This is a genomic window from Bacillus aerius (assembly GCF_029894105.1).
GTDB classification, from domain to species: Bacteria; Bacillota; Bacilli; order Bacillales; family Bacillaceae; genus Bacillus; species Bacillus altitudinis.
On the sequence record NZ_JARYHO010000001.1, the window covers coordinates 3606943 to 3633738 of the forward strand.

General features: G+C 41.7%; 24 protein-coding genes and 1 pseudogene. 6 read left to right on the forward strand and 19 right to left on the reverse strand.

Annotated features, from left to right (window positions below; translation table 11 throughout):
• Positions 1-90 precede the first annotated feature (90 nt).
• Positions 91-747: a type 1 glutamine amidotransferase domain-containing protein gene (locus M2353_RS18720; RefSeq protein WP_017358640.1), complete on the reverse strand. Its 657-nt coding sequence runs from the start codon at positions 745-747 to the stop codon at positions 91-93.
• 224 nt (positions 748-971) lie between these two features.
• Between M2353_RS18720 and M2353_RS18725 the strand changes: the two are divergent.
• Positions 972-1166: pseudogene (locus M2353_RS18725) on the forward strand (hypothetical protein); the annotation flags it as partial.
• 143 nt (positions 1167-1309) lie between these two features.
• Here M2353_RS18725 and M2353_RS18730 read toward each other — a convergent pair.
• The 11 genes from M2353_RS18730 to M2353_RS18780 form a co-directional block, all read right to left on the reverse strand.
• Complete coding sequence (locus tag M2353_RS18730; protein WP_007498006.1) at positions 1310-1681, reverse strand: DUF1304 domain-containing protein; 372 nt, start codon at positions 1679-1681, stop codon at positions 1310-1312.
• Positions 1678-1941 (reverse strand): ORF6C domain-containing protein, encoded by a 264-nt coding sequence (locus M2353_RS18735; RefSeq protein WP_284725888.1) that lies wholly within the window; start codon positions 1939-1941, stop codon positions 1678-1680. The genes M2353_RS18730 and M2353_RS18735 overlap by 4 nt, the downstream gene beginning before the upstream one ends.
• Positions 1942-2148: 207 nt before the next feature.
• Positions 2149-4530: an immune inhibitor A domain-containing protein gene (locus M2353_RS18740; protein ID WP_100324611.1), complete on the reverse strand. Its 2382-nt coding sequence runs from the start codon at positions 4528-4530 to the stop codon at positions 2149-2151.
• A gap of 189 nt (positions 4531-4719) precedes the next feature.
• Entirely contained in the window at positions 4720-5013 is a 294-nt protein-coding gene (locus tag M2353_RS18745; protein WP_008345714.1) for a putative quinol monooxygenase, read from the reverse strand.
• Between the two features lie 25 nt (positions 5014-5038).
• Positions 5039-5677, reverse strand: coding sequence for a nitroreductase family protein (locus tag M2353_RS18750; protein ID WP_017368360.1), 639 nt, complete (start codon positions 5675-5677; stop codon positions 5039-5041).
• 13 nt (positions 5678-5690) lie between these two features.
• Positions 5691-6134 carry a MarR family winged helix-turn-helix transcriptional regulator gene (locus M2353_RS18755; protein WP_052141803.1) on the reverse strand — a complete coding sequence of 148 codons (444 nt, stop codon included), beginning with the start codon at positions 6132-6134 and terminating at the stop codon, positions 5691-5693.
• A 547-nt stretch (positions 6135-6681) separates the two neighbouring features.
• On the reverse strand, positions 6682-7983 hold the full coding sequence (locus M2353_RS18760) for a pyrimidine-nucleoside phosphorylase (protein WP_284725889.1): 1302 nt from the start codon (positions 7981-7983) through the stop codon (positions 6682-6684).
• Between the two features lie 24 nt (positions 7984-8007).
• Entirely contained in the window at positions 8008-9189 is a 1182-nt protein-coding gene (locus tag M2353_RS18765) for a NupC/NupG family nucleoside CNT transporter (protein ID WP_019743592.1), read from the reverse strand.
• Between the two features lie 167 nt (positions 9190-9356).
• Positions 9357-10028: a deoxyribose-phosphate aldolase gene (gene deoC / locus M2353_RS18770; RefSeq protein ID WP_007498018.1), complete on the reverse strand. Its 672-nt coding sequence runs from the start codon at positions 10026-10028 to the stop codon at positions 9357-9359.
• A gap of 84 nt (positions 10029-10112) precedes the next feature.
• Entirely contained in the window at positions 10113-11057 is a 945-nt protein-coding gene (locus tag M2353_RS18775) for a DNA-binding transcriptional repressor DeoR (protein WP_047947036.1), read from the reverse strand.
• A 60-nt stretch (positions 11058-11117) separates the two neighbouring features.
• On the reverse strand, positions 11118-11993 hold the full coding sequence (locus M2353_RS18780; protein ID WP_284725890.1) for an aldose 1-epimerase family protein: 876 nt from the start codon (positions 11991-11993) through the stop codon (positions 11118-11120).
• Between the two features lie 239 nt (positions 11994-12232).
• On the opposite strand from M2353_RS18780, the gene M2353_RS18785 reads away from it, so the two are divergent.
• The gene (locus M2353_RS18785; RefSeq protein ID WP_216895405.1) at positions 12233-14056 is read left to right on the forward strand and encodes an acyltransferase family protein; all 1824 of its coding nucleotides are present in this window, start codon (positions 12233-12235) and stop codon (positions 14054-14056) included.
• A 96-nt stretch (positions 14057-14152) separates the two neighbouring features.
• On the opposite strand, the gene M2353_RS18790 is transcribed toward M2353_RS18785, so the two are convergent.
• The 3 genes from M2353_RS18790 to M2353_RS18800 all read right to left on the reverse strand — a co-directional run bounded on the left by M2353_RS18790 (position 14153) and on the right by M2353_RS18800 (position 17229).
• Positions 14153-15208 carry an MFS transporter gene (locus tag M2353_RS18790; protein ID WP_284725891.1) on the reverse strand — a complete coding sequence of 352 codons (1056 nt, stop codon included), beginning with the start codon at positions 15206-15208 and terminating at the stop codon, positions 14153-14155.
• A 219-nt stretch (positions 15209-15427) separates the two neighbouring features.
• The gene (locus M2353_RS18795) at positions 15428-16525 is read right to left on the reverse strand and encodes a saccharopine dehydrogenase family protein (RefSeq protein WP_047947043.1); all 1098 of its coding nucleotides are present in this window, start codon (positions 16523-16525) and stop codon (positions 15428-15430) included.
• Positions 16522-17229, reverse strand: coding sequence for a class I SAM-dependent methyltransferase (locus tag M2353_RS18800; protein ID WP_160757852.1), 708 nt, complete (start codon positions 17227-17229; stop codon positions 16522-16524). Before M2353_RS18800 ends, M2353_RS18795 begins: the two co-directional genes overlap by 4 nt.
• Positions 17230-17354: 125 nt before the next feature.
• Between M2353_RS18800 and M2353_RS18805 the strand changes: the two genes are divergently transcribed.
• Positions 17355-18362: a helix-turn-helix transcriptional regulator gene (locus M2353_RS18805; RefSeq protein WP_284725892.1), complete on the forward strand. Its 1008-nt coding sequence runs from the start codon at positions 17355-17357 to the stop codon at positions 18360-18362.
• Positions 18363-18397: 35 nt separating this feature from the next.
• On the opposite strand, the gene yidA is transcribed toward M2353_RS18805, so the two are convergent.
• Entirely contained in the window at positions 18398-19210 is an 813-nt protein-coding gene (yidA, locus tag M2353_RS18810; protein WP_008345739.1) for a sugar-phosphatase, read from the reverse strand.
• A 311-nt stretch (positions 19211-19521) separates the two neighbouring features.
• Here yidA and M2353_RS18815 point away from each other — a divergent pair, with 311 nt between their 5' ends.
• Both M2353_RS18815 and M2353_RS18820 read left to right on the forward strand, forming a co-directional pair.
• On the forward strand, positions 19522-19881 hold the full coding sequence (locus M2353_RS18815; protein WP_007498034.1) for a MerR family transcriptional regulator: 360 nt from the start codon (positions 19522-19524) through the stop codon (positions 19879-19881).
• Positions 19882-20025: 144 nt separating this feature from the next.
• Positions 20026-21009 carry a Gfo/Idh/MocA family protein gene (locus M2353_RS18820; protein ID WP_284725893.1) on the forward strand — a complete coding sequence of 328 codons (984 nt, stop codon included), beginning with the start codon at positions 20026-20028 and terminating at the stop codon, positions 21007-21009.
• 51 nt (positions 21010-21060) lie between these two features.
• Here the strand turns inward: M2353_RS18820 and M2353_RS18825 are convergent.
• A protein-coding gene (locus M2353_RS18825; RefSeq protein ID WP_284725894.1) for an IS3 family transposase occupies positions 21061-22412 on the reverse strand; the annotation gives its coding sequence in 2 pieces (ribosomal slippage) (positions 21061-21968 and positions 21968-22412; 1353 coding nt in all).
• A gap of 78 nt (positions 22413-22490) precedes the next feature.
• On the reverse strand, positions 22491-24005 hold the full coding sequence (locus tag M2353_RS18830) for a methyl-accepting chemotaxis protein (protein WP_284725895.1): 1515 nt from the start codon (positions 24003-24005) through the stop codon (positions 22491-22493).
• A gap of 318 nt (positions 24006-24323) precedes the next feature.
• Here M2353_RS18830 and M2353_RS18835 point away from each other — a divergent pair, with 318 nt between their 5' ends.
• Positions 24324-25661 carry an amino acid permease gene (locus M2353_RS18835; RefSeq protein ID WP_024719206.1) on the forward strand — a complete coding sequence of 446 codons (1338 nt, stop codon included), beginning with the start codon at positions 24324-24326 and terminating at the stop codon, positions 25659-25661.
• A 21-nt stretch (positions 25662-25682) separates the two neighbouring features.
• Here M2353_RS18835 and M2353_RS18840 read toward each other — a convergent pair whose 3' ends face one another.
• A complete protein-coding gene (locus M2353_RS18840) occupies positions 25683-26783 on the reverse strand; it encodes a DNA alkylation repair protein (RefSeq protein WP_425332887.1) in 1101 nt (366 codons plus the stop codon).
• Positions 26784-26796: the final 13 nt, after the last annotated feature.

The following is a 26796-nucleotide window of genomic DNA, read 5'->3' on the forward strand; positions in this document are numbered from 1 at the left end:
ACCATTTTTCTAATACTTGTTTTGGACTTTTCAGGAAATTTTTATAACAAAAAACCAGCCGTATGCGTCACGACTGGTTTTTTTGATGATTTATGCAATGGTTTTGACAAATAAGCGTGCTGTTTCTGCACTTGATCCTGGATTTTGTCCAGTAATAATTTGTCCGTCTACAACAGCGAATGGCGCAAATGCATCGCCTTTTTCAAATGCTGCCCCTTGCTCTCGAAGTTTTGTTTCCAATAAAAATGGAACTTTAGATGTCAGCTGAACAGCATCCTCTTCCTCATTTGTGAATCCTGTTATTTTCTTGCCGTCGATAAATGATTTTCCATCACGATCCTTCACATCAACAAAGGCAGAAACGCCATGGCAAACTGCCCCAACGGCTCCATTTTTGTCTGAAATCGCTAAGATCGCATCGGCAACCAATTGATTGGACGCAAAGTCGATCATTGGGCCATGTCCTCCAGCAAAGAAAATGCCATCATACTCAGCTGGGTTTACATCGGTCAGTGCCTTTGTGTCTTGAAGTAATTCATACACATCTTGATATTGTGCTGGAACTCCTTCAGGAATTGAATTTTTATCGATCGGTACTGTTCCACCTTTTATTGAAACAATTTGCACGTTGAGTCCATTTTCTTTAAAAATATGAAATGGCTCGGCTAATTCTTCAAGCCATAAGCCTGTTGGGTGTCCGTTCATTTCTGAGCTGCTTGTTGATACTAATAAAACGTTCTTGCTCAACTTTATCATCCTTTCTATTTATCATGTGACTATTTTATATTTTGCACAATTAAATATCAAGCAATCAGACTTGGATACAACTCTTTATGTTATACCCGATTTTTTAAAAAATATAGCCTCACTTCAAATCTAATCATTCTGTCACATTCTATTGACAGGGAATTTCATGTAAAATTGTGATGAAATGATATAATATGAGAAACAATTGACAGACCTCTTGCGCTAGAGGGAATTTAAAAGGAGTGGAAAAAGAGATGAAAACCTATTCGATTGTGATGATTATCATCACGCTCTGTATCATATTGGCTGTCTTTTTAATGAATCTTACGGGCGTCATGTATGGAAAAATCATATTGGCTGTCGCTGTTGCCCTTTGTCTTACGTCCATTATTCGTTTGATGGGAATGCGTAAAAGATAAAAGCCGCCCTCTAGGGCGGCTTTACCGTGTAGACAAACCCTCGCATTCGGTGTCAGTCCTGTGCTTCAGTGCTTACCAATGTCAAATTCGCTCCGATGCTCGTCCTTCCTAAACTGCAAAGGTTTTCTATCACTCTGATAGGATTATATAGCCAGGATAAGTGCAATTAATGCAAGAAAAGCTGGTAACCCTTGTTTGATGATAATCGATTTATTAGACGTCACACCGCCAAATACTGCTGCGATGAACACACAAAGAACGAAAAATAGCTGAATCATATATCCTACGGTATTCGAACCAAGAATGAGCCCCCAAATGAGTCCAGCAGCTAGAAAGCCATTGTATAGCCCTTGATTAGCAAACATCACTTTCACATTTGGATCCTTTTGTAAGTGTTCAGGCAGATTGAAAGATCTTTTCGCCATTTTTGATTCCATAAAAAACATTTCTAGTAACATGATGACAATGTGCTCTAAAGCGACAATTCCTACTAAAATCATTGCTAAAATATTCAATTTAGTGAATTCCTTTCTGATAGACGGTCTCGTATTTGTATTTTGTCCGTGTATAAATCAAAGTCTTGGATTAGCTCTAACGCCTCATGAAAACGACTTTGTGGAATTTCTTTCATTTTTCTTACACCAAATTCCTTTTTAATAAAAGCCATGATGGTATTAATATGAAGCTTACCGTGGCCATCATACTCTAAATGGCTGCAAAAAGTCTGCATCGTCCCTCGAATCACCTTTAATTGCTTGGCAGTGACACAACTCATTGGTAACGCTCATCCTTTCTTGGTTTTTTAACAACTAAAAAGAACATTGAATGAAAGAAAAACCTTCCAATCTCTATTATATAATGGTTTCATTCGGATATCAAAATAAAAAAGAACAAACATTCGATCAAAGACGAGCCATACGCTAAAAACCCATATCTTAACGTATCAAAAAGCCGGATTCATGGATAGAATCCGGCTTTTTGTTTAGTTGCTTTTAGAAATTAATACCTTTCCAACAGAACGGTCCTTACTTTGTCCGACGACTTTAAAGGATAGGCCGTATGTTGGCACATCACGTCCTGCATCCGGGTTATTTGGATTCACATAGTTCTTTTTATCACTAAATGTACGCGTTGGGCGGATATAGCGATCCTCTAAGGTTAAGCCTGTTGTCGCTGTATAATCAATATTCAGCTTCGTGCTTGGATTCAAAGAGAATGCTGCATCATGTACTTGGAAACCTGTCGCTGCAATAGAGCCGTCACTCCATTTCAACACTTGTTGATCTGCATCTACGACTCCAAGGAAGCCGTTCCCTGGATGTTTTCCAACCCAGTTATCACTGTACGATTGATCGACGTACCACACGACCAAACCGTTATTATAGCTCATCAGACTTGCTCCTCGTTTGATATGCTTTAAGCCTTTATCGACATCAGCATAAGAGCGCCATTCTAGTAAATAATACTGAGCGGCATATTGTTTTCCATTAGATTGAGAGAATCCATTAAAAGTGAACGTGGACGTTCCCTCGGCATCATCTGACCACACTTTTGCTCCATCTGCTGTAATCTTTAGATCATCTACAAATAAACCTGGCAGTGAATATCCTGCATCGGTTGTATAGCGGAATTGCAGATCGATCTTCTTCCCTGCATAAGCAGAAAGGTCAAAGGATGCATCTACCCAGCCATCTGATTTTCCATCGATGCCATTGCCTTCATTCGCTCCTGCCTCATTTCGATCATTCGTAATATTACCAGCAATGGTTGTCCATTTGTCTGTCCCAGTTTCACGAACTTCTACATACGCATAGTCATAATCTTCTTCGATATCGTACCATGCTTTAAACGTAAGCTCGGCTTTGCTTCCCTTCGACAAATCAATCCCTGATGTCGTCATGGTAGCATTCAAATTGTCACCTGTTCCGCTGAAGTATGAATATTGCCCTTGTGCGGGCTGAGTGACCACAATCTCTTTATCTGGCAAATCGACTCGAACCGCATCATGGTTGGTTCCTTTTGTTGCTGCTTCATCGATTAAAACTGTTTTGCTTTTTGTTAATGTCTTACCATCAATGGTTTTTCCAGAAAGCCAATTGCCGCCATGCAAGTTTTGAAGCATTTCTTTTGCATATGGACTAAAACCTGTTGGTTCCGTACCAGGTACTTTACCTGCCCAGCTTCCGCTTGACATGATAGACCAATAAGAAACGGGCTCTCCTCTGCCTGTGTATTGTGTATCGTATTCATCAGGCAGACCAAGATCATGTCCAAATTCATGTGTGAACACGCCTGCTGCGCCATCTTCAGGCTCAATCGTATAATCTAGAGCGCCTAACTTTCCGCCTTGACCCACTTCTGATTCAGTGTTTGGAATCTCAAATACATCACCAAGTGACCAGCGATGCGACCAAATCGCGTCAGAGCCAAGCTGTCCGCCGCCAGCTTCTTCACCTACGCCAGCGTGTACAACCATGAGGTGGTCAATGATACCGTCAGGCTCATTATAAACACCGTCCCCATCCATATCATAGCGGTCCCATTGATCATATTCACCAAGGTCAATGTTTGGATCCTTTGCCGCTGCTTCGAGGGCTTCTTTCACCAATTCGCGCGGTCTGCCGTCACTGCCTGATTCGTCTGGTACGTTCCCGCCATAATATGCTGCTTCATGCTTGGCTGTATACCATCCAGCTACTGTTCCACTAATTGTGTAGCTTCCACCGGACTGCTTTTCATAATACTGCTTCATAGATACTTTTCTTTTACCATCTGGACCGATGTAGCCATTTTTTCCGAAAAGCATGTCTTGGTAGTGCTGCTGATCGTACTTGTCATAGTACATATCAGTCTCTTCTTTTTTAATACTATTATGCTTATAATCTTTAAAATCTACTAATAAGACCAAAACTTTATCATTACGGACGTCGCCTTTATATTTTTCCTTTTTCACCGGCTTTACTTGATTGCCTTCTTTTCCTTTATGCTTCTTTAACTTTTTCTTTTTGGCTAGTTTATTATGTACATTTTGTTTGTATTCTTTTAGGAATTCAGGTTCTTCTGTTAAGGTACTTGCGCTTTGTTTCATCGCTGCTTCTTCTTTTTTCTTTAAGTAGTTCTTTAATGCTTTTTGGGTTTCTGCCTCATTGGCATTCTTTTTGATCTTTCCTTGTTTTTTCAAGGCTTTGATGAGGCGGTCTTCATTGACAACACTTGCGTCGAATGGAATACCTGAATAATGACCACCATCTGAGGATGTTGACTTTTCTGAGGTGTGGGCAGATAGAGGGGTGCTGAAAGCTGTCAATGTGCCTAAACTGAGGACAGCTGTTAGTGCGATGCTCGTCCATTTCCCTTTTTTCATATTGGTTCCTCCCTAATTTGGTAATAAATAATATCTAATTCTAGCATATTCCAATATACTTAAGTCGAAAAACATTTTATTTTCAGAAACTTTGTGGAAAATGCACAATACGAGATTGAAATAGGTGGAACGAATTGTCGAAAATAAAAGAACCCTAGGCTATAAACGCCTAGGGTGTTTGTTGTTTTTCTATGAAAGCTGCTCTCCTTGATATGCAACAACATCAAGTGGAGCGGCTAAAAATTCTTTTGCCTTTGCGACGAAAGCTTGGAAATGTGCACTTGCATTATGGCTTTGAACCGCTGCTTCATCTTTCCACACTTCTACCATTAAAAAGGTGTTTTCTTTCTCTGTATCCTTGAAAAGCTTGTAGGACACATTGCCTGCTTCTTCCTGTGAAGCTTTCATTAAACCGTTGATTTCTTCTAGAAATACGTTTTCTTTCTCTGGATGAATGGTCATCCCTGCATGAATAATAATCATATGATCGTCTCCCTTTTTTTAAAAATTATTTCCACTCTGTGATGCGATCGATCGGTAAACGGTAAGAAGCATAACCTTCGTCAGCTGCTTTCCCAATGGATAGAAGCATAACTGGTACATAGCGCTCTTTATCCCAGCCGAATGTTTCAGCGATGACTTCTTTGTCATATCCGCCAATTGGGTTTGTATCATAACCATGCGCACGAGCAGCAAGCATCAGCTGCATTGACACAAGTCCACCGTCAATTAAGATCGTTTCACGATTCACTTGCTCTGGAAGAGCTTCAAAATGTGCAGTTAATGCAGCAATTTGTCTTTCTTTTACTTCCTGCGGCATGTAGCCATTTTCTACTGCTTTTGAATAAATTTCTTCTAAGTATTCATTGTTTTTCATATCTGCAAACACTGCGATGACAGCTGATGATGTAGCTACTTGTGTTTGGTTGAATTTTGCGAGTGGTGCAAGCTTTTCTTTTCCTTCTGGGCTGTCAATGACCATGAAGCGCCAAGGCTGTGCATTCACTGATGATGGTGCTGTTGTTGCCTCTTCTAAAATCTCCGTCATTTCTTCTTTGCTAATTTTCACTGCTGGATCATAGTTACGAATGGAGCGGCGCCCTTTCATAATATCCATAAAATCGTTTGTTTTTAATGTTGTAGCCATGTGTAACACTCCTTTAGATTGTTTGAATCTTCTCGATGTTTTGTTGTATACGGATGAGCACATCAGTGAGAAGCTTTCGTTCTTCATCACTTACGTTTTCAAGCATTTCTGAGATAAATCGTTCTTTTTCTTTTTTAGAAGCTTCGATTCTTGTTCTGCCTTCATCTGTCAGACGAACAAGCGTGACTCGATTATCTTCCGGCTTTCTTCTGCGCGTGACCATTCCTTTTGTTTCTAACTGTTTTAAGTGACGCGTCACAGCCGCACTATCAATATTTACTTTTTTCTGCAAATCGGATTGGCTGATTTCGTCGGCTTGGAATAACAGTGATAGCAACTCTAGTCTTGATTGGCTGATGCCCGTGCATGCTTCGAACTTCACACCCATCATACGGTTCACACACTGCAAACGATATAATACCTCTGCTTCTTCAGAGCAAAATGCAGTCAATGCCATCCCCTCTTTTCTATTCAGATCAATTAGTTGATATATCAATCATTGACTCGTCAAATAATATACACCCATTGTTTCATGATTGCAAGAGGTTTGTTTCATAAAGTGAAATTTTTTATTCCAATTAAAAAAGACAAGCTTTTGCTCGTCTCAGACCGTAGACAAAGGGCTAAAGTGTAGTTTATTTTAGCCCTTTGTCTTCTTTTCAGCGTGAAAGAAAACCTTTGCAGTCTAGGATGGACGAGCAATGGAGCGGAGCGAATTTGACATTCGTGAGCACCAGCGCGCAGGACTGACACCGAATGCGAGGGTTTGTCTTCACGCTGGGACGAGCTTTTGCTCGCCTTAAGAACTTGGTGTCGATGTTGGTCCCACATAGTAGCTGATAAATCCAATGATCATCAAGACAACAAAAATAAAGAGAATGAGTTTGAGCATTCTCATGGTTTATCCCCTCCCACTCATCTAACTTATCATATCTAGAAGAAGCGCTACCTAAAATTTACATAAAAAAAGACAAAAGCGATTCATCACTTTTGTCTTTTTCTCTTTATTCTGTAATCACTGTATGAATCAAAGTCGGAGCATCAGCATGGTCAGCGATGCGGATGTTGTCATAAATTTTCTCCATGACATTCGCAACATCTTCACGATTTGCATGCAGCGTCACGAGAGATTCACCTTTTTCTACACGATCGCCTACTTTTTTGTTGAGCATGATGCCAACAGATAGGTCGATATCATCTTCTTTTGTTGCACGTCCTGCTCCAAGAATCATCGCTGCAACACCGATTTCGTCTGCGACGATTTCAGCGATCACACCTGATTCTTTTGCCGGCACTTCGATTTGATAAGGTGCTTGTGGCAATTTTTCCGGTTGATCTACAATCGAGCCGTCTCCACCTTGATTTTCTAAAAATTCCTTGAATTTCTCAAGTGCTTTGCCGTTTTTCATGACTTCAATTAGCTTTTCTCTTGCTTCATCAAGTGTCTCTGCTTTTTTCGCAAGAACGACCATTTGACTTCCTAATGTGAGCACAAGCTCGTTTAAGTCTTCAGGGCCTTCGCCTTTAAGCGTGTCAATCGCCTCTTTCACTTCAAGGGAATTTCCAATCGCTAATCCTAGCGGCTGAGACATGTCTGAGATGACAGCCATCGTTTGTCTGCCAACATTATTTCCGATACGAACCATTGCTTTTGCAAGCTTCTCAGAGTCTTTAGGTGTTTTCATGAAAGCACCTGCACCTGTTTTCACATCTAATACGATTGCATCTGCGCCAGCAGCGATTTTCTTACTCATAATCGAGCTTGCAATGAGCGGGATGGAGTTAACAGTTCCTGTTACATCACGAAGGGCATACAGTTTTTTATCAGCAGGTGTCAGGTTGCCTGATTGTCCAATGACCGCTACTTTATGACGGTTCACCAGCTCGATGAACTCGTCTTTTGTAATTTCAACGTGGAAGCCTTTGACTGCCTCTAGCTTGTCGACTGTTCCACCCGTATGTCCAAGACCACGCCCAGACATTTTTGCAACAGGTACATCAAGTGCTGCAACAAGAGGAGCGAGTACAAGCGTTGTTGTATCGCCTACACCGCCTGTTGAATGCTTGTCTACTTTAATACCGTCGATAGCAGACAGGTCAATTGTGTCCCCTGAGTTTGCCATAGCAAGTGTTAAATCTGCACGTTCTTGATCCGTCATATCTTGGAAGAAAATCGCCATCGCCAAGGCACTTGCTTGGTAGTCAGGAATTGTTCCGTCCGTATAACCTTTGACAAAGAAAGAAATTTCCTCTGAAGATAATTCTTTTCCGTCACGTTTTTTCGCAATGATATCTACCATTCTCATTGTTTTCACCATTCCTTCTTTAGTTTAGTAAATCAAACCGACAACGCCTGCTGTTAAGAAGCTGACAAGTGTTGCACCGAATAACAGCTTTAATCCAAAGCGTGCGACAACGTTTCCTTGTTTTTCATTCAAGCCCTTAACGGCTCCAGCAATGATACCGATAGACGAGAAGTTCGCAAATGACACAAGGAATACAGAAATGATCGCTTCTGTACGAGCAGTGAAATGGAAGGCATCGCCAGAAAGAATTTGCATCGCCACAAATTCGTTAGACACCATCTTGGTCGCCATAATACTTCCTGCTTGTACTGCTTCGCTCCATGGTACACCAACAATAAACGCAAATGGTGCAAACACATATCCAAGTACATCTTGGAAAGAAACACCGATGGCAGCTGTGAAAATGCCATTAATCATCGCAATTAATGCAACGAATCCAATCAACATCGCAGCCACAACAATGGCTACTTTGAAACCATCCATAATGTATTCGCCGAGCATTTCGAAGAAAGATTGTCTTTCTTCTTCTACGACTTCAAGCATGTCTTCGTCTTTAGACACTTCATATGGATTGATGATAGACGCAATAATAAATCCACCAAATAGGTTCAGCACAAGTGCTGTAACAACGTACTCCGGTTTAATCATTTGCATATACGCACCGACAATGGACATTGATACAGTCGACATCGCAGATGCACACAATGTATAAAGACGCTGTTGAGGTAATAATCCAAGCTGTTTCTTAATGGAAATGAACACTTCGGATTGACCTAAAATCGCTGACGCTACGGCGTTGTAAGATTCTAGTTTCCCCATTCCATTGACTTTACTAAGCAAATACCCAATTCCGCGTACGATCAGCGGAAGGATACGCCAATGCTGCAGGATACCAATCAAGGCAGAAATGAAGACGATCGGCAGCAAGACATTGATAAAGAAAGTTGACGCATTATCATTCATTAAACCGCCAAATACGAAGTTGATCCCTTCACCAGCATAGCCTAGAAGCATTTGGAATCCTTTTGCAAAGCCCCCGACTAGGAAGTTCCCAACACCTGTATTGAGCAGAATATAACCTAAAATAAATTGCAGTACAATCATGACAATGACTGGACGGAATTTCACTCGCTTTTTCCCGTTACTTGCCAGCCATGCAATGGCGAGAATCACCAGCAAACCGATAATACCAATGACGTATTTCATGTTTTTCCTCCTTGAATGAATTCGTTTACATTAATGTGCTTGTATGGAACAAACCCTATTTCGCAAACAAATTGCGGAAGAAAATCCCAGAAACGAGATCCTTCCGCATATGACTTTTTCATCATCTAATGAGTCATGATTGTTATCCTACCATAGGATCGTATGAATTAATAGTCTTTAGAAGGAGCTGATTGATCCCCTTTAATAATGGAAACGCCCGCACTGGCACCAATACGGGTTGCGCCTGCAGCTGTCATCGCTTCTACGTCTTCTTTTGTTCTCACGCCGCCTGATGCTTTGACACCGATGTCAGGTCCAACTGTTTTACGCATTAATGCGATGTCCTCAGCTGTTGCACCGCCTGTACTAAATCCAGTTGATGTTTTGACGAAATCAGCGCCAGCTTTTACAGAAAGTTCACAAGCTCGTACTTTCTCTTCATCTGTGAGTAAACAAGTTTCAATGATGACTTTCACTAAGGCTTTGCCTTTTGCTGCGTCTACAACGGCACGAATATCTTGTTCAACTGCATCATATTCGCCATCTTTCAATGCCGCAATATTGATGACCATGTCCACTTCAGTTGCACCGTTTTCAATGGCATCCTTTGTTTCAAATGCTTTCACTGCTGTGGTGTTTGCACCTAACGGGAAACCGATGACTGTACATACATCAACGCCTGTTCCTTCTAGTTCTTTCGCCGCAAGAGATACCCAAGTTGGGTTCACACAAACGGAAGCAAATTGGTATGTCTTTGCTTCTTCTAATAACTGCATGATCGCAGCTTTAGATGTATCTGGTTTTAGTGCTGTATGATCAATGAGCTTTGCTATTGTCATGATTCACACTTCCTTTTAAATATGATACTTTCATCTTAAATGACTATTGAACAATTGTAAATATAGTTATGAAATTTTGTTCATCTATTTTGTGACATTTAAAAGAGCTCTTGCTGTGTGCTGATCGATCACCAATACGTTCGCATATTTTCCTCTCAGCGCCCCATGGATAGAGGCAATCTTTCGATGTCCACCAGCCACAAGAATGGAGCGCTCTTTTGTTCTCAAATCATCCAGCTCCACACCGATTGTGCGATTGTTAATCGCTTCACTGCAAATGCGTCCTTCTTGATCATAAAAACGCGAACAGATATCTCCGACACTGGATGTCTTGAGCAGCGCCTTTTCTTCTTCACGGAAATAACCAAGCCTAAACAAAAGCGCCTCATCTCTTACCGTCCCAACAGTAAACACAGCGATATTTGCCTGTTTGCCCATTTCAATAATGCGCTGGATATGTCTGTCCTGTTCAACCATCTCTTTAACGGCGGCACTATCGAACACAACAGGCAGTGGCAAATAGCGTGGTGCCGTTTGAAAAGCTGATGCAAACAGCTGAATCGTTTCCGCAGAATATGTATTCACATGTGAATGGCTGATTCCACCTTTCAGCTGAACCACTTCTACCCCTTTTACCTGTTTAGGTTGCATCTTTTGAGCAATTTGATACATCGTGGTGCCCCAGCTCACTCCAACGATATCACCGTCTTTCACCGTATTCTGAAGATAATCTGCACCAAACCGGCTCAAGTAATCCGTAATCGTTGGATAATCGTCCTTTGGCGAAAATACCACATGAGCCTCGAGCAGATCATATTTTTCTTTCAGCAATAAGGACAGCTCATTTAAATCCTCAAATGGGTCCATCACTGTAATTTGGACGTACCCTTTTTCCTTCGCATACTGAAGCAGACGAGACACCGTTGGCCTCGACAGGTCAAGCTGCTTGGCGATTTCTTGCTGACTGTAATCAGATAAGTAATAGAGCCTTGCTGCTTCAATACTTAATTGCTGTTTCTCCCGATCCATTCGTACGCCTCCTTTTTTTCTCTATCATAACAAATTGTTCACTTCACCATGCACAAATGTTCATTTAAAGAAAATGGTGTAGGCTGCGTGAAAGGTCTCTTGCTTCTCTAAGGTTTGAATGCCGAATTTCTCCTTATACTGCCCGTTTGTCCCTTCCATATCAGCGATCCCATACCAAGGCTCAATACAAACAAAAGGAGCCATTGTTCCCTTTTCTTGATCATATGGAGACCAAATACCAACGAACGGAAAACCACTGAGATCGACCTCAACGCCGTGACCTGCTTGAGAAGTCAATGATACTTGATCAATATGACTAAAGATCATTGCATCGTTCTGAAAAAGTTCTGGGCGAAGTTGAATCGGCTCAAACTCAACACCTTTCTCCTTCTCTCTCACAAGTGAATCATGAAGTTCATATTGAACTGGATCATGTTCGGTGGAAGGTGTCAATTTGAGTGAATAATCAGCTGTCTGCTCGCCTTCAACAAGCGGGACATGAAATGCCGGATGTCCACCAATCGAGAAATACATCGTGCCATCTCCTTCATGAACAATTTCCCAGGAAATCGTTAGTCCATTTTCCGACAGTGCATAACTGATGCGCGCTGTAAATTCATACGGATATTGTGACGTGTGACGGCCATTTGATTGATATTGAAAAACCACCTGATCTTTTGCTTCTTCAAATAGTTCAAAATCAACATCACGCAAAAATCCATGCTGCGAGAGTTGATACGTTTGATCGTCTATCTTGTATTGATCATCCTTCAACCGTCCGACAATCGGAAATAAGACGGGCGACACCCTGCCCCAATAAGCAGGGGCACCAGACCACATATATTGACGTCCACTTTCTTTATGAAGCACCTCTCTCACCTCGGCACCTCTCTCATTGATTTGAACCAATAACAGATCATTTTCAATCGTTCTCATTCAACACATCCCCTTTCCTTCTTCTTTTATTATGACAGGGAATTTCGGTTTGAGTATAAAAATAAGAATCCCTCAAGCCTTAGAATGTTTCTTCATATAAAAAAATTTTAAAAAAGACAGAAATTCGCCAACAAAATGTAATGCTGATTCGTCTAATCTTATATAAAATAAAAGAATCGTTGTTCTTTTGGAGTGACAACAAAAAAGACGCGTTTGACATTGATGGGGGATTCTTTTTCATGAACAGCAAGGAAAACCGTTTACGTTACATATTAGGATTAGATGGGCTGAGAGCTGTTGCCGTATTGGCGGTCATTGCATATCACTTACATATTGAACCCGCAAGCGGCGGGTTTCTTGGCGTTGATTTGTTTTTTGTGATTTCTGGTTACTTGATTACAACCATCTTGCTACATAAGCAGGATTTGGGCTATCAAGAGCTTCTGCCTTTTTGGATGGGCCGCATCAGAAGGCTGCTTCCAGCTGCCTACGTCATGATTTTTTTAATCGTCAGCTGGTGCGCCATTGCTGGTTCAAATGCATTAATGTCCATTCGTGGCGATGCCTTATCGTCCTTTTTTTATGTGAGTAACTGGTGGTATATTTTTCATCAGCTCTCTTACTTTGACAGCTTCAATGCTGTATCTCCACTAAAAAATTTATGGTCTTTGGCGATTGAAGAGCAATTTTATCTCATTTGGCCGGTACTGTTGATTGCTGGACTGAAATGGGTGAAAAATAGATCCCATCTTCCTATGATCACCTTTGGTCTGGCACTTGTATCTGCTTTATGGATGGCCATTCTCTATTCACCGGATACTGACCCGAGCAGGATCTATTATGGAACAGACACACGTGCGTTTGCACTCCTCATCGGGTGCAGTCTTGCATTTGTCTGGCCCATGCACAGACTTTCCAGCAGAAAATTACTTCCTATCGGCAGACGTATGTTACAAATAGCCGGATTCGGTTCGATGGTCATTTTCCTCTTATGTGTTTATGCAGTCGACGAATTTGACGGCTTTCTCTACCAAGGCGGTATGCTTTTATTCTGTTTGAATGCAGCGATCTTAATTGCGTGTGTCTGCCATCCTGCCAGTCTTATTGGGAAATGGCTGTCATTTCAACCACTCGTTTGGCTCGGAAAGCGATCTTATGGCATCTACTTATGGCATTATCCAATTATCGTGCTGACCACACCGGTCATTGAGATTGGACAGCCTTCCATGGGACGTGTCACATTGCAGCTCATCGCAATTCTACTCATATCAGAGGCTTCCTATCGTTTGATCGAACAGCCGATTCGCAAACTCGGGTTTAGACACTATTTTGCCTCTTGGTCGATTTGGAAAACAGGAATCAAGCAATGGTCTATGTCCAATAAAGTGTTTCTTGGGATTGCCGCAGTCCTTTTGATTTTATTTACCATTGGCATGTCTAGCTCGTCTCATACATCCCCGCATGCGCAAGAAGTCACACAAATTAAGACAGCGCCCCAAAAGGCAGGCGGTCAGACAGAATCAAAAGTGAAGAAAAAGAAAGACAAACATAAGAAAAAGGCAGCGGATCCTAAACAATTTCACCAAGTTCTTGCCATTGGTGATTCCGTCATGTTAGACATTGCTTCAAATTTAGAAAAGGCCTATGAACCCATCACCATTGACGCAAGGGTCGGAAGGCAAATGAACGAAGCCATCCGCATCGCCCCTCAATATGCTTCTTTTAACAAGGCTGATGCCGCTGTTATTATTGAGCTTGGCACAAATGGTTATTTTACAGAGGGGACTTTGACCTCATTCATTCAACATTTCTCGAAGGCACATATTTTTCTTGTGAACACTCGCGTTCCAAGATCTTGGGAAAATGATGTGAATGCAGTCATTGAGCGTGTGGCCAATCAACACCACAATGTGAGCTTAGTCGATTGGCATTCAGCCGCTACCGGACAGCCATCCTATTTTCAGCCAGATGGTGTTCATCTTTCCACAAAAGGCTCTGACACATTGACTGAGCTCATTAAAGCCAGTATCAAGAAAAAAGGAGATGTGTCCTCGGCATCATAAGAAGACTAGCATCCTGTGAAGAGAGATTCAAAAAAGACATGCTTTCCTATGATTGGAGGCATGTCTTTTTTTGTGATGGATGAGCACGGAGCTGCATTATGTTTTACTTTTAAAAGACCAAACGATGACAGGGATGAGAATTAACGATAAAATTCCTCCGCTTAAAGATAATGTAGTATAACTCGTATTCGCCATGACCATTCCTGAAAGGGCACCGCCAGAAGCACCTGCTAACGCAACAAAAACATCGAGTGTTCCTTGGGTTTTTGCCCGGTTTGATGGTTCTGTAGAATCCACTATTTGAGCAGTACCACTAATTAAACCAAAGTTCCATCCCAATCCAAGTAAAGACAAAGCAATGATTAATAGAATCATTGAATCACTTGGTGCGAATGCTGCTAATAAACCAGCAAGTAACAATGTGATGCCCGACGCTATGCTCATATCAGCAGCATCTCGTTTATTTCCATGCCCATGTTCTGCTTTGTAAGTTGCTATTCTTCGGGCAATGTCTAATGGATCAGGACGGAGCAGAATAAAAAGGACAAGACCAGCTACAATAAATGCTACTGCTGATAAAATAAAAGGACCGGCAAGTGCTGGAACACCAATGGACACTGCAAATTTACCCATCACTTCAACTAAATTCGGACCTGCTACTGCTCCAAATGTTGTCATGACCATTGTTGTACTAATTGCAGTTGCACGCTGTTTAGAATTTGCTAAGTCCGTCCCAGCATAACGCGCTTGTAAGTTCGTGGATGTTCCTGCTCCGTAAATGAAGAGCGATGCAAATAATAAAATGACACTATTCATCATAGCTGCCAGCACAACGCCAATTGCTCCGAGCCCTCCAACAACAAAACCTGTCGATAAACCGATGCGTCGTCCATAACGTTGTGAAAGCTTTCCTACAATGAAAGCTGACCCAGCTGACCCCAAAGTAAATAAAGCGATTGGGACTCCTGCATAGGCTTCAGTTCCAAGCATTTGTTGTGCTAAAATGGCACCTACCGTAATTCCTGCAGCTATTCCAGCCCCTCCAAATATTTGCGATAGACTGACAACAAACAATACTCGTTTATATAAATTTTTCAATTTTTGGGGTGAATCTATATAATTCTTCACTACATCTTTTTCTGTATCTAACACTTGTAAACACCCACTTGAGATTTATTTGCCCAATGTAACCATTATATCAGTTCCGACTACAATCCTTGATTTAAATCTCTTCCACCTCTCGGCCATTTCATGGAGAGCAAGCGGTTGTTTTCGGATCATAGACACCTTGTTTTGAAATGGATCATGAATAAAGCGCCCACATGACTGACCTGTACTTTTGAGCTGATGCGTATCTTTTGTCGTTTTCTTTTATGCCGTTAAAAGGCTGGCTCTCAATGCTAGTGCGTGCTTTTCCTTCGTTTTTTGATCCACCAACGCAAAATCACCATTCTCATACGCTAATGAAAATAATTCTTCGATATGAAAAACACCTGCCTGAAACTGCTTGCTCAATACATGCAGTGCCACAGCACTGGCGACTTGAGCCGTTGCTTGAGACTCATCGCGACCTTTTATTCCAAGCGCTGCTCGATGAATTTCGTTACCCTTCATTCCTACCGCTTCCACTTTCACTGCATATTGATCTGTACCCATTTGAGCAGATTGAATCAGTGAAATGGCACGTTCCTTGATTTTCGGCATCGTGAGAAGGGACGTCATTCCGAGTTTCCTTGTGAGAGCAAATGCACGTGTCGCTACGCCAGAATCAAAACAGAGCCTTGTTGTCACAGAAGGCACATGGAGCGTCGAAGGCAATGTTTGCTGGTCAGAGAAAGGGAATTGATAGGCTTGCCGCTTTCCAAGCGTTTTGCCAAAATCAATGCGTTTCCCTCCAGTAAAACTTTTGACTTTCTTTCGCTGATGATTCTTCGTCAGCTCATAATCCGTATGCACATGATCAAGCGTCCATTCAATAGCTGCTTTTCCATGCTGGTCACCTAGCCCAAGCATGATACTAATATCAATTTGCTCCACAGAGGTCAGAATAGATGCCGCCTTCGCTGCAAGCAAATTGGTGAGACCAGGTGCAAGACCTACGCTCAGCACAGCCGTTGCGTTCAATTGCTGTTGATGGACCTTTGCTAGCTTCTCAATATAGGCTCCTTTTGCCGAAATATCGAGATAATCAATACCTGACCGTAAGCATGTTTCAGCAAATGACGTGTCATCTTGATCCAGACACATGATCACCAGTCTCGTTTCATCCATCCAGTCCGTATCCATTGGTTGTCTTACGTCTATCTGAAATGGACGTACACGCCCATTCGTTTGGCGTGCAAATTGTTCAGCCTTCTCATAACTTCGGCCAGCCGCAAAGACTTGCCCAGGATACACGTCACTTAATTGAAGACATATTTGCTGCCCCACATGTCCATAACCGCCTATCACCATCACTTTTGACCTCATTTTCCAACCGCCTTTCTATCGCCTCTTTTACAAACAATCCCTTTGATCATGCCCGCTTGAAAATAAGGTCTGATGTCTTGAAATCCTGCTTCGGTTAATTGTGCTGTCATCTTTTCTTCAGACACGGGATATGTTGTGACACCCAGCCTTTCTCGGAAGGACGTAAACACTTCCTTTCCCAAGCCTTGACGATTCATGAATAGAGAAAGCATATGAAGCTCCTGCTGAAATGTCGGCGTTTTCGGGTCTCCTTGAATAAACGCCAACATGAGAGGCGCCCCTGGTTGAAGCCGGCGGGCGATCTCCTGTAAAAAGGTCAGCTGATCTTTTACAAAATGAATGACAAGCAAACTTACTGCTGCATCGTACAACTTTTCAACCGGCACTTTGTCTAAGGCCATCTCATACCATGTGACGCGATCTTGCATATGAAGCTGTGCCACTCTGCGCTTGGCCATATCAAGCATGGTTGGAGATGGATCAACCCCTGTGATATGCCAGTCTTTATTTCTTTGAAGCATGTTGATGATCTCTTCGCCCCCACCTGCTCCGACTGTTAACATGCGAGAAGCCGCTCCCATTAATTCGATTTCTACTCTATCCACTGTCAGCTCATGCAAAAGATGATAGCCCGGTACTTTATGTGCAATTGTCGCTGCATAGGATTCAGCAACAGGATCATGCCAATGTTGATTTACACTCATATGTCTTCTCCTCCAGTTTCCGCTTTGCTTCGTTTCCTTTACACTAACGGTATGTTATCTTCATTGTAAGAAGATAGATGAGAAAAAACGATCCCTAAAAGTAGGGATATTGAGGAGGAGATCAAATGAACAATCCAGCCGCTCATTTTCAGCAGCTGAGAAAAAGCATTCGAGATGAACTTGCTGCTATCTGTGATTTTGATGCTGCCTGTATCACAACCATTGATCCAGCTACTCTCCTCTCGACGGGTTCTTTTACAGATGAACCGATTGAAGCCATACATAACGAGCTGTTTCAAAATGAATATTTAAAAAAAGATGTGCACCAGCATGAAGACCTAGCGAAAGGTCCTGTCCACGCTGCCAGTCTCGTCCAAAGCGGAGAATACATCAATAGTGGTCGATACCAGCACATTTTGTTACCTAACGGATGGGCAGATGAATTGCGGGCAGCCCTTGTAATTCAAGGTGAATGCTGGGGAATCGCCAGCCTTTATCGGAAAAAGGAGAAGGAACCTTTTCATGAACAAGATATACAAGCGGTTAGTCGCCAAACACCAGCACTCGCAGCCAAGCTGAGAGATGAACTTTTTAAAAGAAGAGAAACGGAAGAAGATGAAACGGCGGAACACCAAGGCTTCCTCATTCTTTCACACGATTACCATCTTCTTTATGGAAATGAAACTGGACTTCATTGGCTTCACACCTTCCAGACCTTTGAGCAAATTCATGACGGTGCCATCATGCCCCGTCCGGTTAGAGCATTAGGTGCTAAGCTTTTATACGGCGGCGGTGACCAAACAGCGGTCAGCATCACCAGAATGCCGACAGGGCGTTTTCTCTCTCTTCAAGCATTTCGTTTAGCACAGGCAGCCGGGGAGGAAGAGGCTGTCATGATTCATATTAAGCGAGCTCAAACAAGTGAAATCCTTCCTTATATAGCGAAAACATATCGGCTGACAGAAAGAGAAATGAACGTCCTTGACTGTTTAATAAAAGGACAATCCACAAAAGAAATTGCCAGTACGTTATTTATCTCGCCTCATACGGTGCATGATCATGTAAAGGCGATGCTCGAAAAAACAAATTTGAACAGCAGACGTATGCTTGTTTACTTTTTCTCACACATATAAAAAAGCGGCTACCTCATTGGTAGACCGCTCTTTCTTTATTTTCCGATGACTCGCTCATGCAGGACATGTGCGACTCCTGCTTCGTTATTGGATTTTGTCACAACATCCGCAACTGCTTTGACATCTTCAATGGCATTTCCCATCGCAACGCCACAGCCCGCAAATTCTAGCATCGACACGTCGTTCCCATTGTCACCAATCGCCATCACTTCTTCACGAGAAATCCCAAGTTCATGCGCTAGAAGCTTCACGGCATTCCCTTTGCTCACATCAGGATGGAGAATTTCTAGGAAGAAATCTGTGCTTTTTACCATCATGTACTGATCCTTCACTTCAGATGGAATGGCTTGTATCGTCTTTTCCAAACGTTCCGGCTGATCAATATACATCATCTTCGGAAGTCTCATGGATGGGTCTGCCTCTTCGACAGGTAAATACTTAAGCGGCAATTTCGTTAAATACGATTCAAGTACCGTGTATTCACTAATATCCCGATTTGGTGTGTATAGATGAGCCGAATCGAAATAATGCATAGGTGTATCCAGCTGACGGCTCAGTTCATATAAAGAAGTCAAATCATCATAGGATAAAGTTAATTCTGATACGACTTCATTTGTATGGCTGTTTTGTACAAGCGCTCCATTATAGGCGATGACATAATCCCCCTCTTGATCAAGCTGCAGCTCTTTTAAATAGCGGTGCACCCCGCCAATCGGCCGGCCTGTACATAAAACAATTTTAACGCCTTCTGCCTTCGCCTGTTGAATGGCTTCAAACACCTCATCCGGCACCATATGCTGATCATTTAATAACGTACCATCCATATCAATTGCGACTAATTTATACATTCACTGCTCCCCTTTTCTCAGCAAAACGTGCTGTCACTATTTTGAGTGATCATCTACATAATCACATGCTATTCATCATACTATATACCTATTTTAGCCTATCGTTTTTTTCTCACGCTGTCTACTTGTTCCTATCTGTAACAAAAAATCACTTCATCCTCATCTATTATAACCTATTCTATAGAATCCGCTGTGAATAGAAGAGACCTGTCATTTTAACAGTATGAAAAGGAACAAATGTTCATCGGAGAATATTTTGAAACTAGCAAATCTAATTGTATGATGGATAGCAAAGAAAGGAGGTGCAGGGAATGATTACATTTACGAGAGGAAAATTGTCAAAAATGTCTGGTGTACATATTGAAACCATTCGTTTTTATGAAAATGAGGGTGTGCTCCCCGAGCCTAAGAGAGCACATAACGGCTATCGTTTATATGATAAAAAATATGTACTCATGCTATCCTTTATCACTGAAGCAAGAAAGCTAGATTTCTCACTCAAAGAAATACGAGAAATTATCACGTCACTATTCGAGAAACAGTCGAAAACAGAAGCGGAACAGCTGCTCGAACAAAAAGTAGAAGATATTCAAAAATCCATTCAAGAGTTAAAAAAGAGGAAGGCGGCCATTCAACTGTTAACGAAACAAACATTAGCTAACATTAGTTAATTGTAGAGACTGCCAAAGATGTGCCGGTATTTTTTACTGGCACCCCTCTGCGCCTAGCTGTTAAGTACACGTTGTATGAAAACATCAGGTATACTAGAGACAGCTTGACGTGACATCAATCGTATGAAAGGGGTTATGAATAGAATGAGAATAGCAACCATTGGAACAGGTGTGATTGTGGAAGGTTTCCTCCAGGCAATTGAACAGCTTGAAGGTGCTTCTTGCCACGCTGTCTATTCAAGAAAGGAAGCGACGGCAAAGAAACTCGCAGATCAATTCGGGGTGCAAACGACTTATACGGATTTAACCACTATGTTAGAAGATCCCCATATAGAAGCGGTATATATCGCATCACCCAATCGTTTACATAGCGAGCATGCCACGGCTGCATTGAAACACGGAAAACATGTGATTTGCGAAAAGCCTTTTACCTCTAATGTGAAAGAACTAGAAGCCTTAATCGCTCTCGCAAAGGAAAAGCAGCTCTTCCTATTTGAAGCCATTACGACCGTTCATATGCCCAACTATCATTTAATCAAAAAACACCTTCATCAATTAGGCAGAATCAAACTCGTTCAATGCAACTACAGTCAATATTCAAGTAAATATGATCAGCTGCTCGCCGGGGAAACGCCGAATGTCTTTAACCCAGAGTTTTCTGGCGGTGCCCTCATGGATATTAACATTTACAATGTTCATTTCATTATGAATCTATTTGGTTCACCGAAAGACGTTCGTTACCAGGCCAACCGCCATCCAAACGGCATCGACACATCTGGTGTTTTAACTTTTACTTACAATGATTTCATCGCCACAAGTGTTGGCAGCAAAGATACAAGCAGTATGAATTTCGCTTTGATTCAAGGGGAAAAAGGGTTCCTGCATGTGAAAAATGGTGCGAATGGCTGTGAGGAAGTGTTGTTGCATATAGGAGACCAAGTCACTTCACTCAATACACAAACCAATTCAAACCGCCTGTTTTATGAAGCAGAAGCATTTCAGCATATCATTGAAACAGGAAATGTCGAAAAGTGTTATGAATGGCTTGATGACAGTCTTTCTGTCATGAAGGTTCTTGAAGCCGCTAGGAAAGACGCCGGTATTGTTTTCCCAGCGGATCATGCTTAAATAAAAAAACCGCCTTCTGTGAAGTGACCCCCTAAATTTAGACGCGTTTTTTTATGAGACAGCTTTCGAGGCATGAGTTCGATATTGTATCGGACTCATGCCTTTTAGTTTTGTCTTTATACGTGTGTGATTGTAGTAATCAATATATTGTTCAAGTTCTTGCTTGAAGTGTTCGATGTTCTCAAATTTTTTTAGGTATAGAAATTCAGACTTTAAGATACCAAAAAAGTTCTCGATAACTGCGTTATCGTAACAGTTACCTTTTCGGGACATACTCTGTGTAATCCCACGCTTTTTTAAGTCGTGTCTATATTGCTTCATTTGGTAATGCCATCCTTGATCAGAATGTATCATTGGTTTCTCATCTTCATCTAAACGGTTGAACGCCTGATGAAGCATCGTTGAGACGAGTGAATAAACAGGTCTTGAACCGACTGTATAGGTAATGATTTCACCATTAAATAGATCTAATATGGGCGAAAGATAGAGCTTCTGACCAAATAACTTGAACTCCGTTATATCTGTGACCCATTTCTCATTTGGCCTATCAGCTTGAAAATGACGAGCCAAAATATTAGGCGCTATTTTGTTCACTGTGCCTCTGTATGAACGATATTTCTTCACTCGGACCATGCATTTTAGCCCTAGAACTTTCATGATGCGCTGGACTTTTTTGTGATTCACCTTTTGTCCCCGATTAATTAGTTCATCACGAATCCGGCGATATCCATAACGTCCTTGATGTTCCTGATAAATAGTTTGAATCATCTTTTTCAGTTCGACATCCTGATCAGGACGATCTAAATGCTTGATCAAGTAATAGTAGGTACTGCGTGGAATACATGCGAGCTTAAGAAGTGATTTCACCGGATATTGATGCCTTAAATCATAGACTACTTGCGCTTTGTCTTGTTTGGTGATTGTTCCTTGTTTTGAACTAAGGCATTCAACTTTTTTAAATACTCATTTTCCATGCGCAAATGTTCTACTTCTGCCTGTAACGCTTCCATTGATCCTTTCGTTATTTCTTGTTTTCCAGTTTTCCTTTTCATAGACGGACGCCCCTTTTTCTTAGATTGAAGGGCGTCTACTCCTTGTGTTTCCAAGATGCGCTTCCAGTTCCAAAGCGTGGTATCAGAAGGCAGGTTAAAGAGTGCAGCTGTTTCCAAGATAGACGTCCCATGTTCATTCATATAATCAAGTACGTCTAGTTTATATTGGACTGGATAATTTGTATATGACTTTGAAAAAGCTTTTTTGCCATGATATTGATACTTTCTGACCCAATATTGAAGTATACTTTTGTGCACGCCAATCTGTTTTGCAATTCCAAGCAGGGGTTCGCGGTCAATGAGGTATCGTTTTACCGCTTTGATTTTATCTTCAATTGTAAATTTAGCCAAAAGAAAAGCACCTCCAAATGTTAGACTGTGTCTAATATTTGGGGTGCACTTCACTGATGAAAAGGCGGTTTTTTGACATTAGATACTCTTTGAATATGCCACCAGACGCTGAGACATATGATTCACTTCATCAACTGAAGCGTTCACTTGCTCTGTTAAAGCAGCCTGTGTTTGCGTAAGAGCTGTCATATTGGAGATATTTTCAAGAATTTGATCGATTTGTGTTTTCATTTCAGTTAAACTAGATTCGATATTTTCTGTCGCATTGGCACTATGAAGCGCTAGCTTACGTACTTCATCGGCAACGACTGAGAAACCGCGGCCCTGCTCGCCTGCTCTTGCTGCTTCAATTGCGGCATTCAAACCAAGCAGATTCGTTTGGTTTGCCACTTCTTTGATCAAGTCTGAAATGTTCTTCGTCTCATCTGCACTGTTTTTCGCCAGATTAGCAGCAGACGTTGACTGCTCTTGGGCGACAGCAAGCTCCTGTGCTTGGTTTGTCACAGAACTGATGCCAGATACCATCTCACTAATAGAACTTGAAAGCTGCTCTACTTGGGAAGCCATTTCATGGGCTGTTTTTTCTTTATTTTTTTCTAACGTAATATCACGAATCGTTCCTGCGACACGTAAAGGGACACCCTTCTCATCACGAATGGTTTCACCGCCCGCATGATACCAGCGGTACTCGCCATTTTTACTCTGCAATCTATAATCAATGTCAAATGGTGTACGGCCAGAATGATTATTTAAGTGATCCGCAAAGGCTTGGAGGGCCGATTCTTTATCTTCAGGATGCAAACGATCACTCCAGCTGCTCAACACGTTCGGGAAATCCTTTTCATCTATAAAACCAAGCGTTTTTCTAAACTGCGGAGACCACCAGAATTCATTGTTTGGATTGACAGGATCGCCAGCCTCTACAATCATATCCCAAGGAGCTTCCACAAGCGCACGGTTGATCAAGTCATATCTTGTCACGAATGCTTGCAGCTCTTCTTCTTTCAATTTCTGATCATGAATATCAAAAAGAGCCCCTGCCACACGAAGAGGTACCCCATTTCGATCTCGAATCGTCGTTCCAGTTGCTTTGAACCAGCGATACTCGCCATTTTTCAACTTCAGACGATACTCGATATCATACGGTGTACGGCCAGAATGATCCAATAAATGCGCAGAGAATGCATTCAAGGTGTATTCCTGCTCATCTGGATGAATTCGAGATGCCCAGCTGTCTAAGACATTCGGAAAATCGTTTTCATTTTGAAAACCTAGCATTTTGCGGAAATCGTCTGTCCATGTGAATTCGTTTTTTGGATTCACAGGATCTCCTGCTACAACCGTCATATCCCATAGACCCACTTGAATCGCTTTTGTCACTAAATTCATACGCATATGAATATCTTCTTGCACTTCTTGCATCTTTTGCAACGCTTCATTTATTTGAGCCACTGCTTCTATTGTTTGACTAGAAGAGAATGCAGCAGTATCAATTCTGGCTGAAAAATCTCCCTTCTCAATTCGTTCAACTAATTGACTGCTTTCACTAAGAAGGGCTTCCGACGATGAATCACTTGCTTTTCTCATAAACATCTTCAATAACTCCTTTCATTCTTTCGTACTTTTTTGAAATATTTTACAATTATAAACAATTCTTTATTAGGACTTTAGTAATACAAAAGATATATCGACAAAAACTGAAAATTGTTTATGTCAGAATGAAGGCAAATGTTCATTTTTTCACGAAGTTTTAGATTTTGGGGATGGGTCATGGAAAAGATTTATGGAAGAAAACGGCTCAATTGATAGAATCAACCGCCTATTTTGTCTGAAAAATCTCTTTTTTTATATTGACACTGACCGCTCGAAAAAAGAAAATGGAACATAAGCATTTTAAAAAAGGAGAACGTCATGAGCGCGAATCAGGAACAACACGAATTAAAAAAGCTTTTATCGCCGCGTCATATTCGCATGATTGCGATGGGCGGGGTCATTGGTACAGGAATCTTTAAAGGAAGTGCCGATACAATCGGCTTAGCAGGTCCTGGAGTTATCTTTTCCTATGTATTTGCTGGATTGCTTCTTCTCATTGTCATGGCGGCTTTAGCTGAAATGGCCATCGTCTACCCGGGGAATAACCTTCGCGACCTCATACAGATTGCGCTTGGTCAACGTTTTTCATTTGTTGTCGGATGGGTTTACTGTTTTATGTGGCTCACTGTATGTGTCATTGAAATTATTGCAGCGGGGAGTTTACTTCAATATTGGTTGCCGAACGTACCATTATGGTCTTTATGTTTACTTTGCTCGCTCTTAGTCATCGGAATTAATTTAAATAATGTAAAATACTTTGGTGAAATTGAGTTTTGGTTCGCTGGAATGAAGATTTTCGTTATTATTGTGTTTATTCTTCTCGGTGCTGCATTATTATTTGGAATCATTCCGAGCGAACAAAGCACGCCTGTTCTCACCAATTACCAAAACTTTGTCCCGAACGGATGGGGTGCTGTCTTTGCCTCATTATTAGTGGTGATCTTCTCGTATGGAGGCTCTGAATTGATCGGGCTGACCATTACAGAAACAAAGGATGCAGAAAAGGTATTACCTGGTGTTGTCAAAAGTATGATGTGGCGCATCATCTTGTTTTACACACTGCCGATTTTGATTATTTGTGGACTCATTCCTTGGAATCAAATTGATCCGAATAACAGTCCTTTTGTCCAAGTCTTTTCAGCAGCTGGCATGCAAGGTGCCTCTCACTTCATTAATTTCGTCTTAATTACAGCCGTTCTATCTGCCGCCAACTCTGGTATTTACGGCACGACGAGAATGATTCATTCTCTATCTAAATCAGACGGCGGTCCAAAAAAGCTGGCACAGGTCAACAAAAGAGGTGTACCTATTTTAAGTTTATGGGTGACCGTTCTGTTTCTTTTAATCGGAACATTCTTTGCTTACTTGTACCCAGATCAAATTTTCAGCTATATGCTGGCTATCCCTGGTTTTGCGGTTTCTCTTATTTGGATTAGCATCTGTCTGGCACATTTGAAACTGCGTCCAAGATATCCGCAGGAGCCGTATTTCAAAGTTTGGTTATTTCCGTATTTCACTTTATTTGCTGGTCTTGTACTCAGTGTCAGTTTTGTTCTGTTCCTATTCAGACCAGAGAACTTACCTAGCTCGATTATCAGTATCGGTTTCTTAGCAGCCGCCATCATTGCTTCATTCTTAATGAAAAAGAAAGCTTAGAAACGCAAGCAAAAACCCGCCTCAATGGCGGGTTTTTTCATGAGCAGCTGCTGTGACTTCGAAATCGACAGACGCTTTTGGGATGCCGTTGATGATGATGGTTAATGTATGAATGCCCTCATAGTGCTTTCTCGTTGTCATATTTTGAAACGACTGTGACCGGACAAATTCTCTATGCAGCGCCGATTCTGTTTCAAATTCTGTGATTTTAAATACCTTTTGATTGCGTGTACCACGAGCTTTCACGTAATCAATGGCATACTCTACGCGCAGCTTTAATGGCTTATCAGTTTGAAGAATAAAATGAAAGGTCAGCTTCTCTCCAATACGAACGGGGTCTTGCGTCACCTTCAAATCCGTTACTTGGATAGACGGATCATCTCCATAGCCAAATAAAGCCATGATATCTGGATCGCCTTTTTTCAATAACGTACGGGATGCATGTTTGACAATCCAGTTTGTATGTTCATTGGTTCCATACCAGCTTTTGACCATTTGCTTCATGAGGTCTGGCTGAATTGCAGAAATATCATTTAAATGATTCGCTACACTTTTTTGCACATACTTGGCCGAATCTGACTTCAAATTTTCTAAAATGGGCAGCGTGACAGAAGGGTCCTTTTTCAGCGCAGGGACGGATGATCCCCACGGCAAACGAGGCCTGCACCCTTCACTAGCGAGACGGCGAATATGTTCATTTTGATCCTGTGACCACACAAGCATCTGCGCCAGCATTTTCTCTTGATCTTGAATGAGAAAAGGTCGAACGGCAAATTCAGCAGTGGAAAACGGTGTAAAGAATTCAAGTGCTTTGATCGAGATATCCCAATGGTCAACACCATATATCTCGACGTAGTCTGGAAATACGAGCGCACTGAGCCCTGTAAAATGCGGTGCTGTCTGACGCAGTACATCGATTGCCTTCTCATAATCCTCAGGCAGACAGGCGTGCATCGATTCAGTCACTCTTCTCATTCGTCCTTTTAACTCCAGCTGCTCCCAATCCTCTTGAAACACGAGCTGCTGAAAGTGATCAGCATCAAATACAGTTGACGCTTGCACAAGTTTTTCTGCTAAATGTTGAATAAATGGTTCATTATATACATGTTTTAAAGGTTCGATCGTGTCCGCCTCC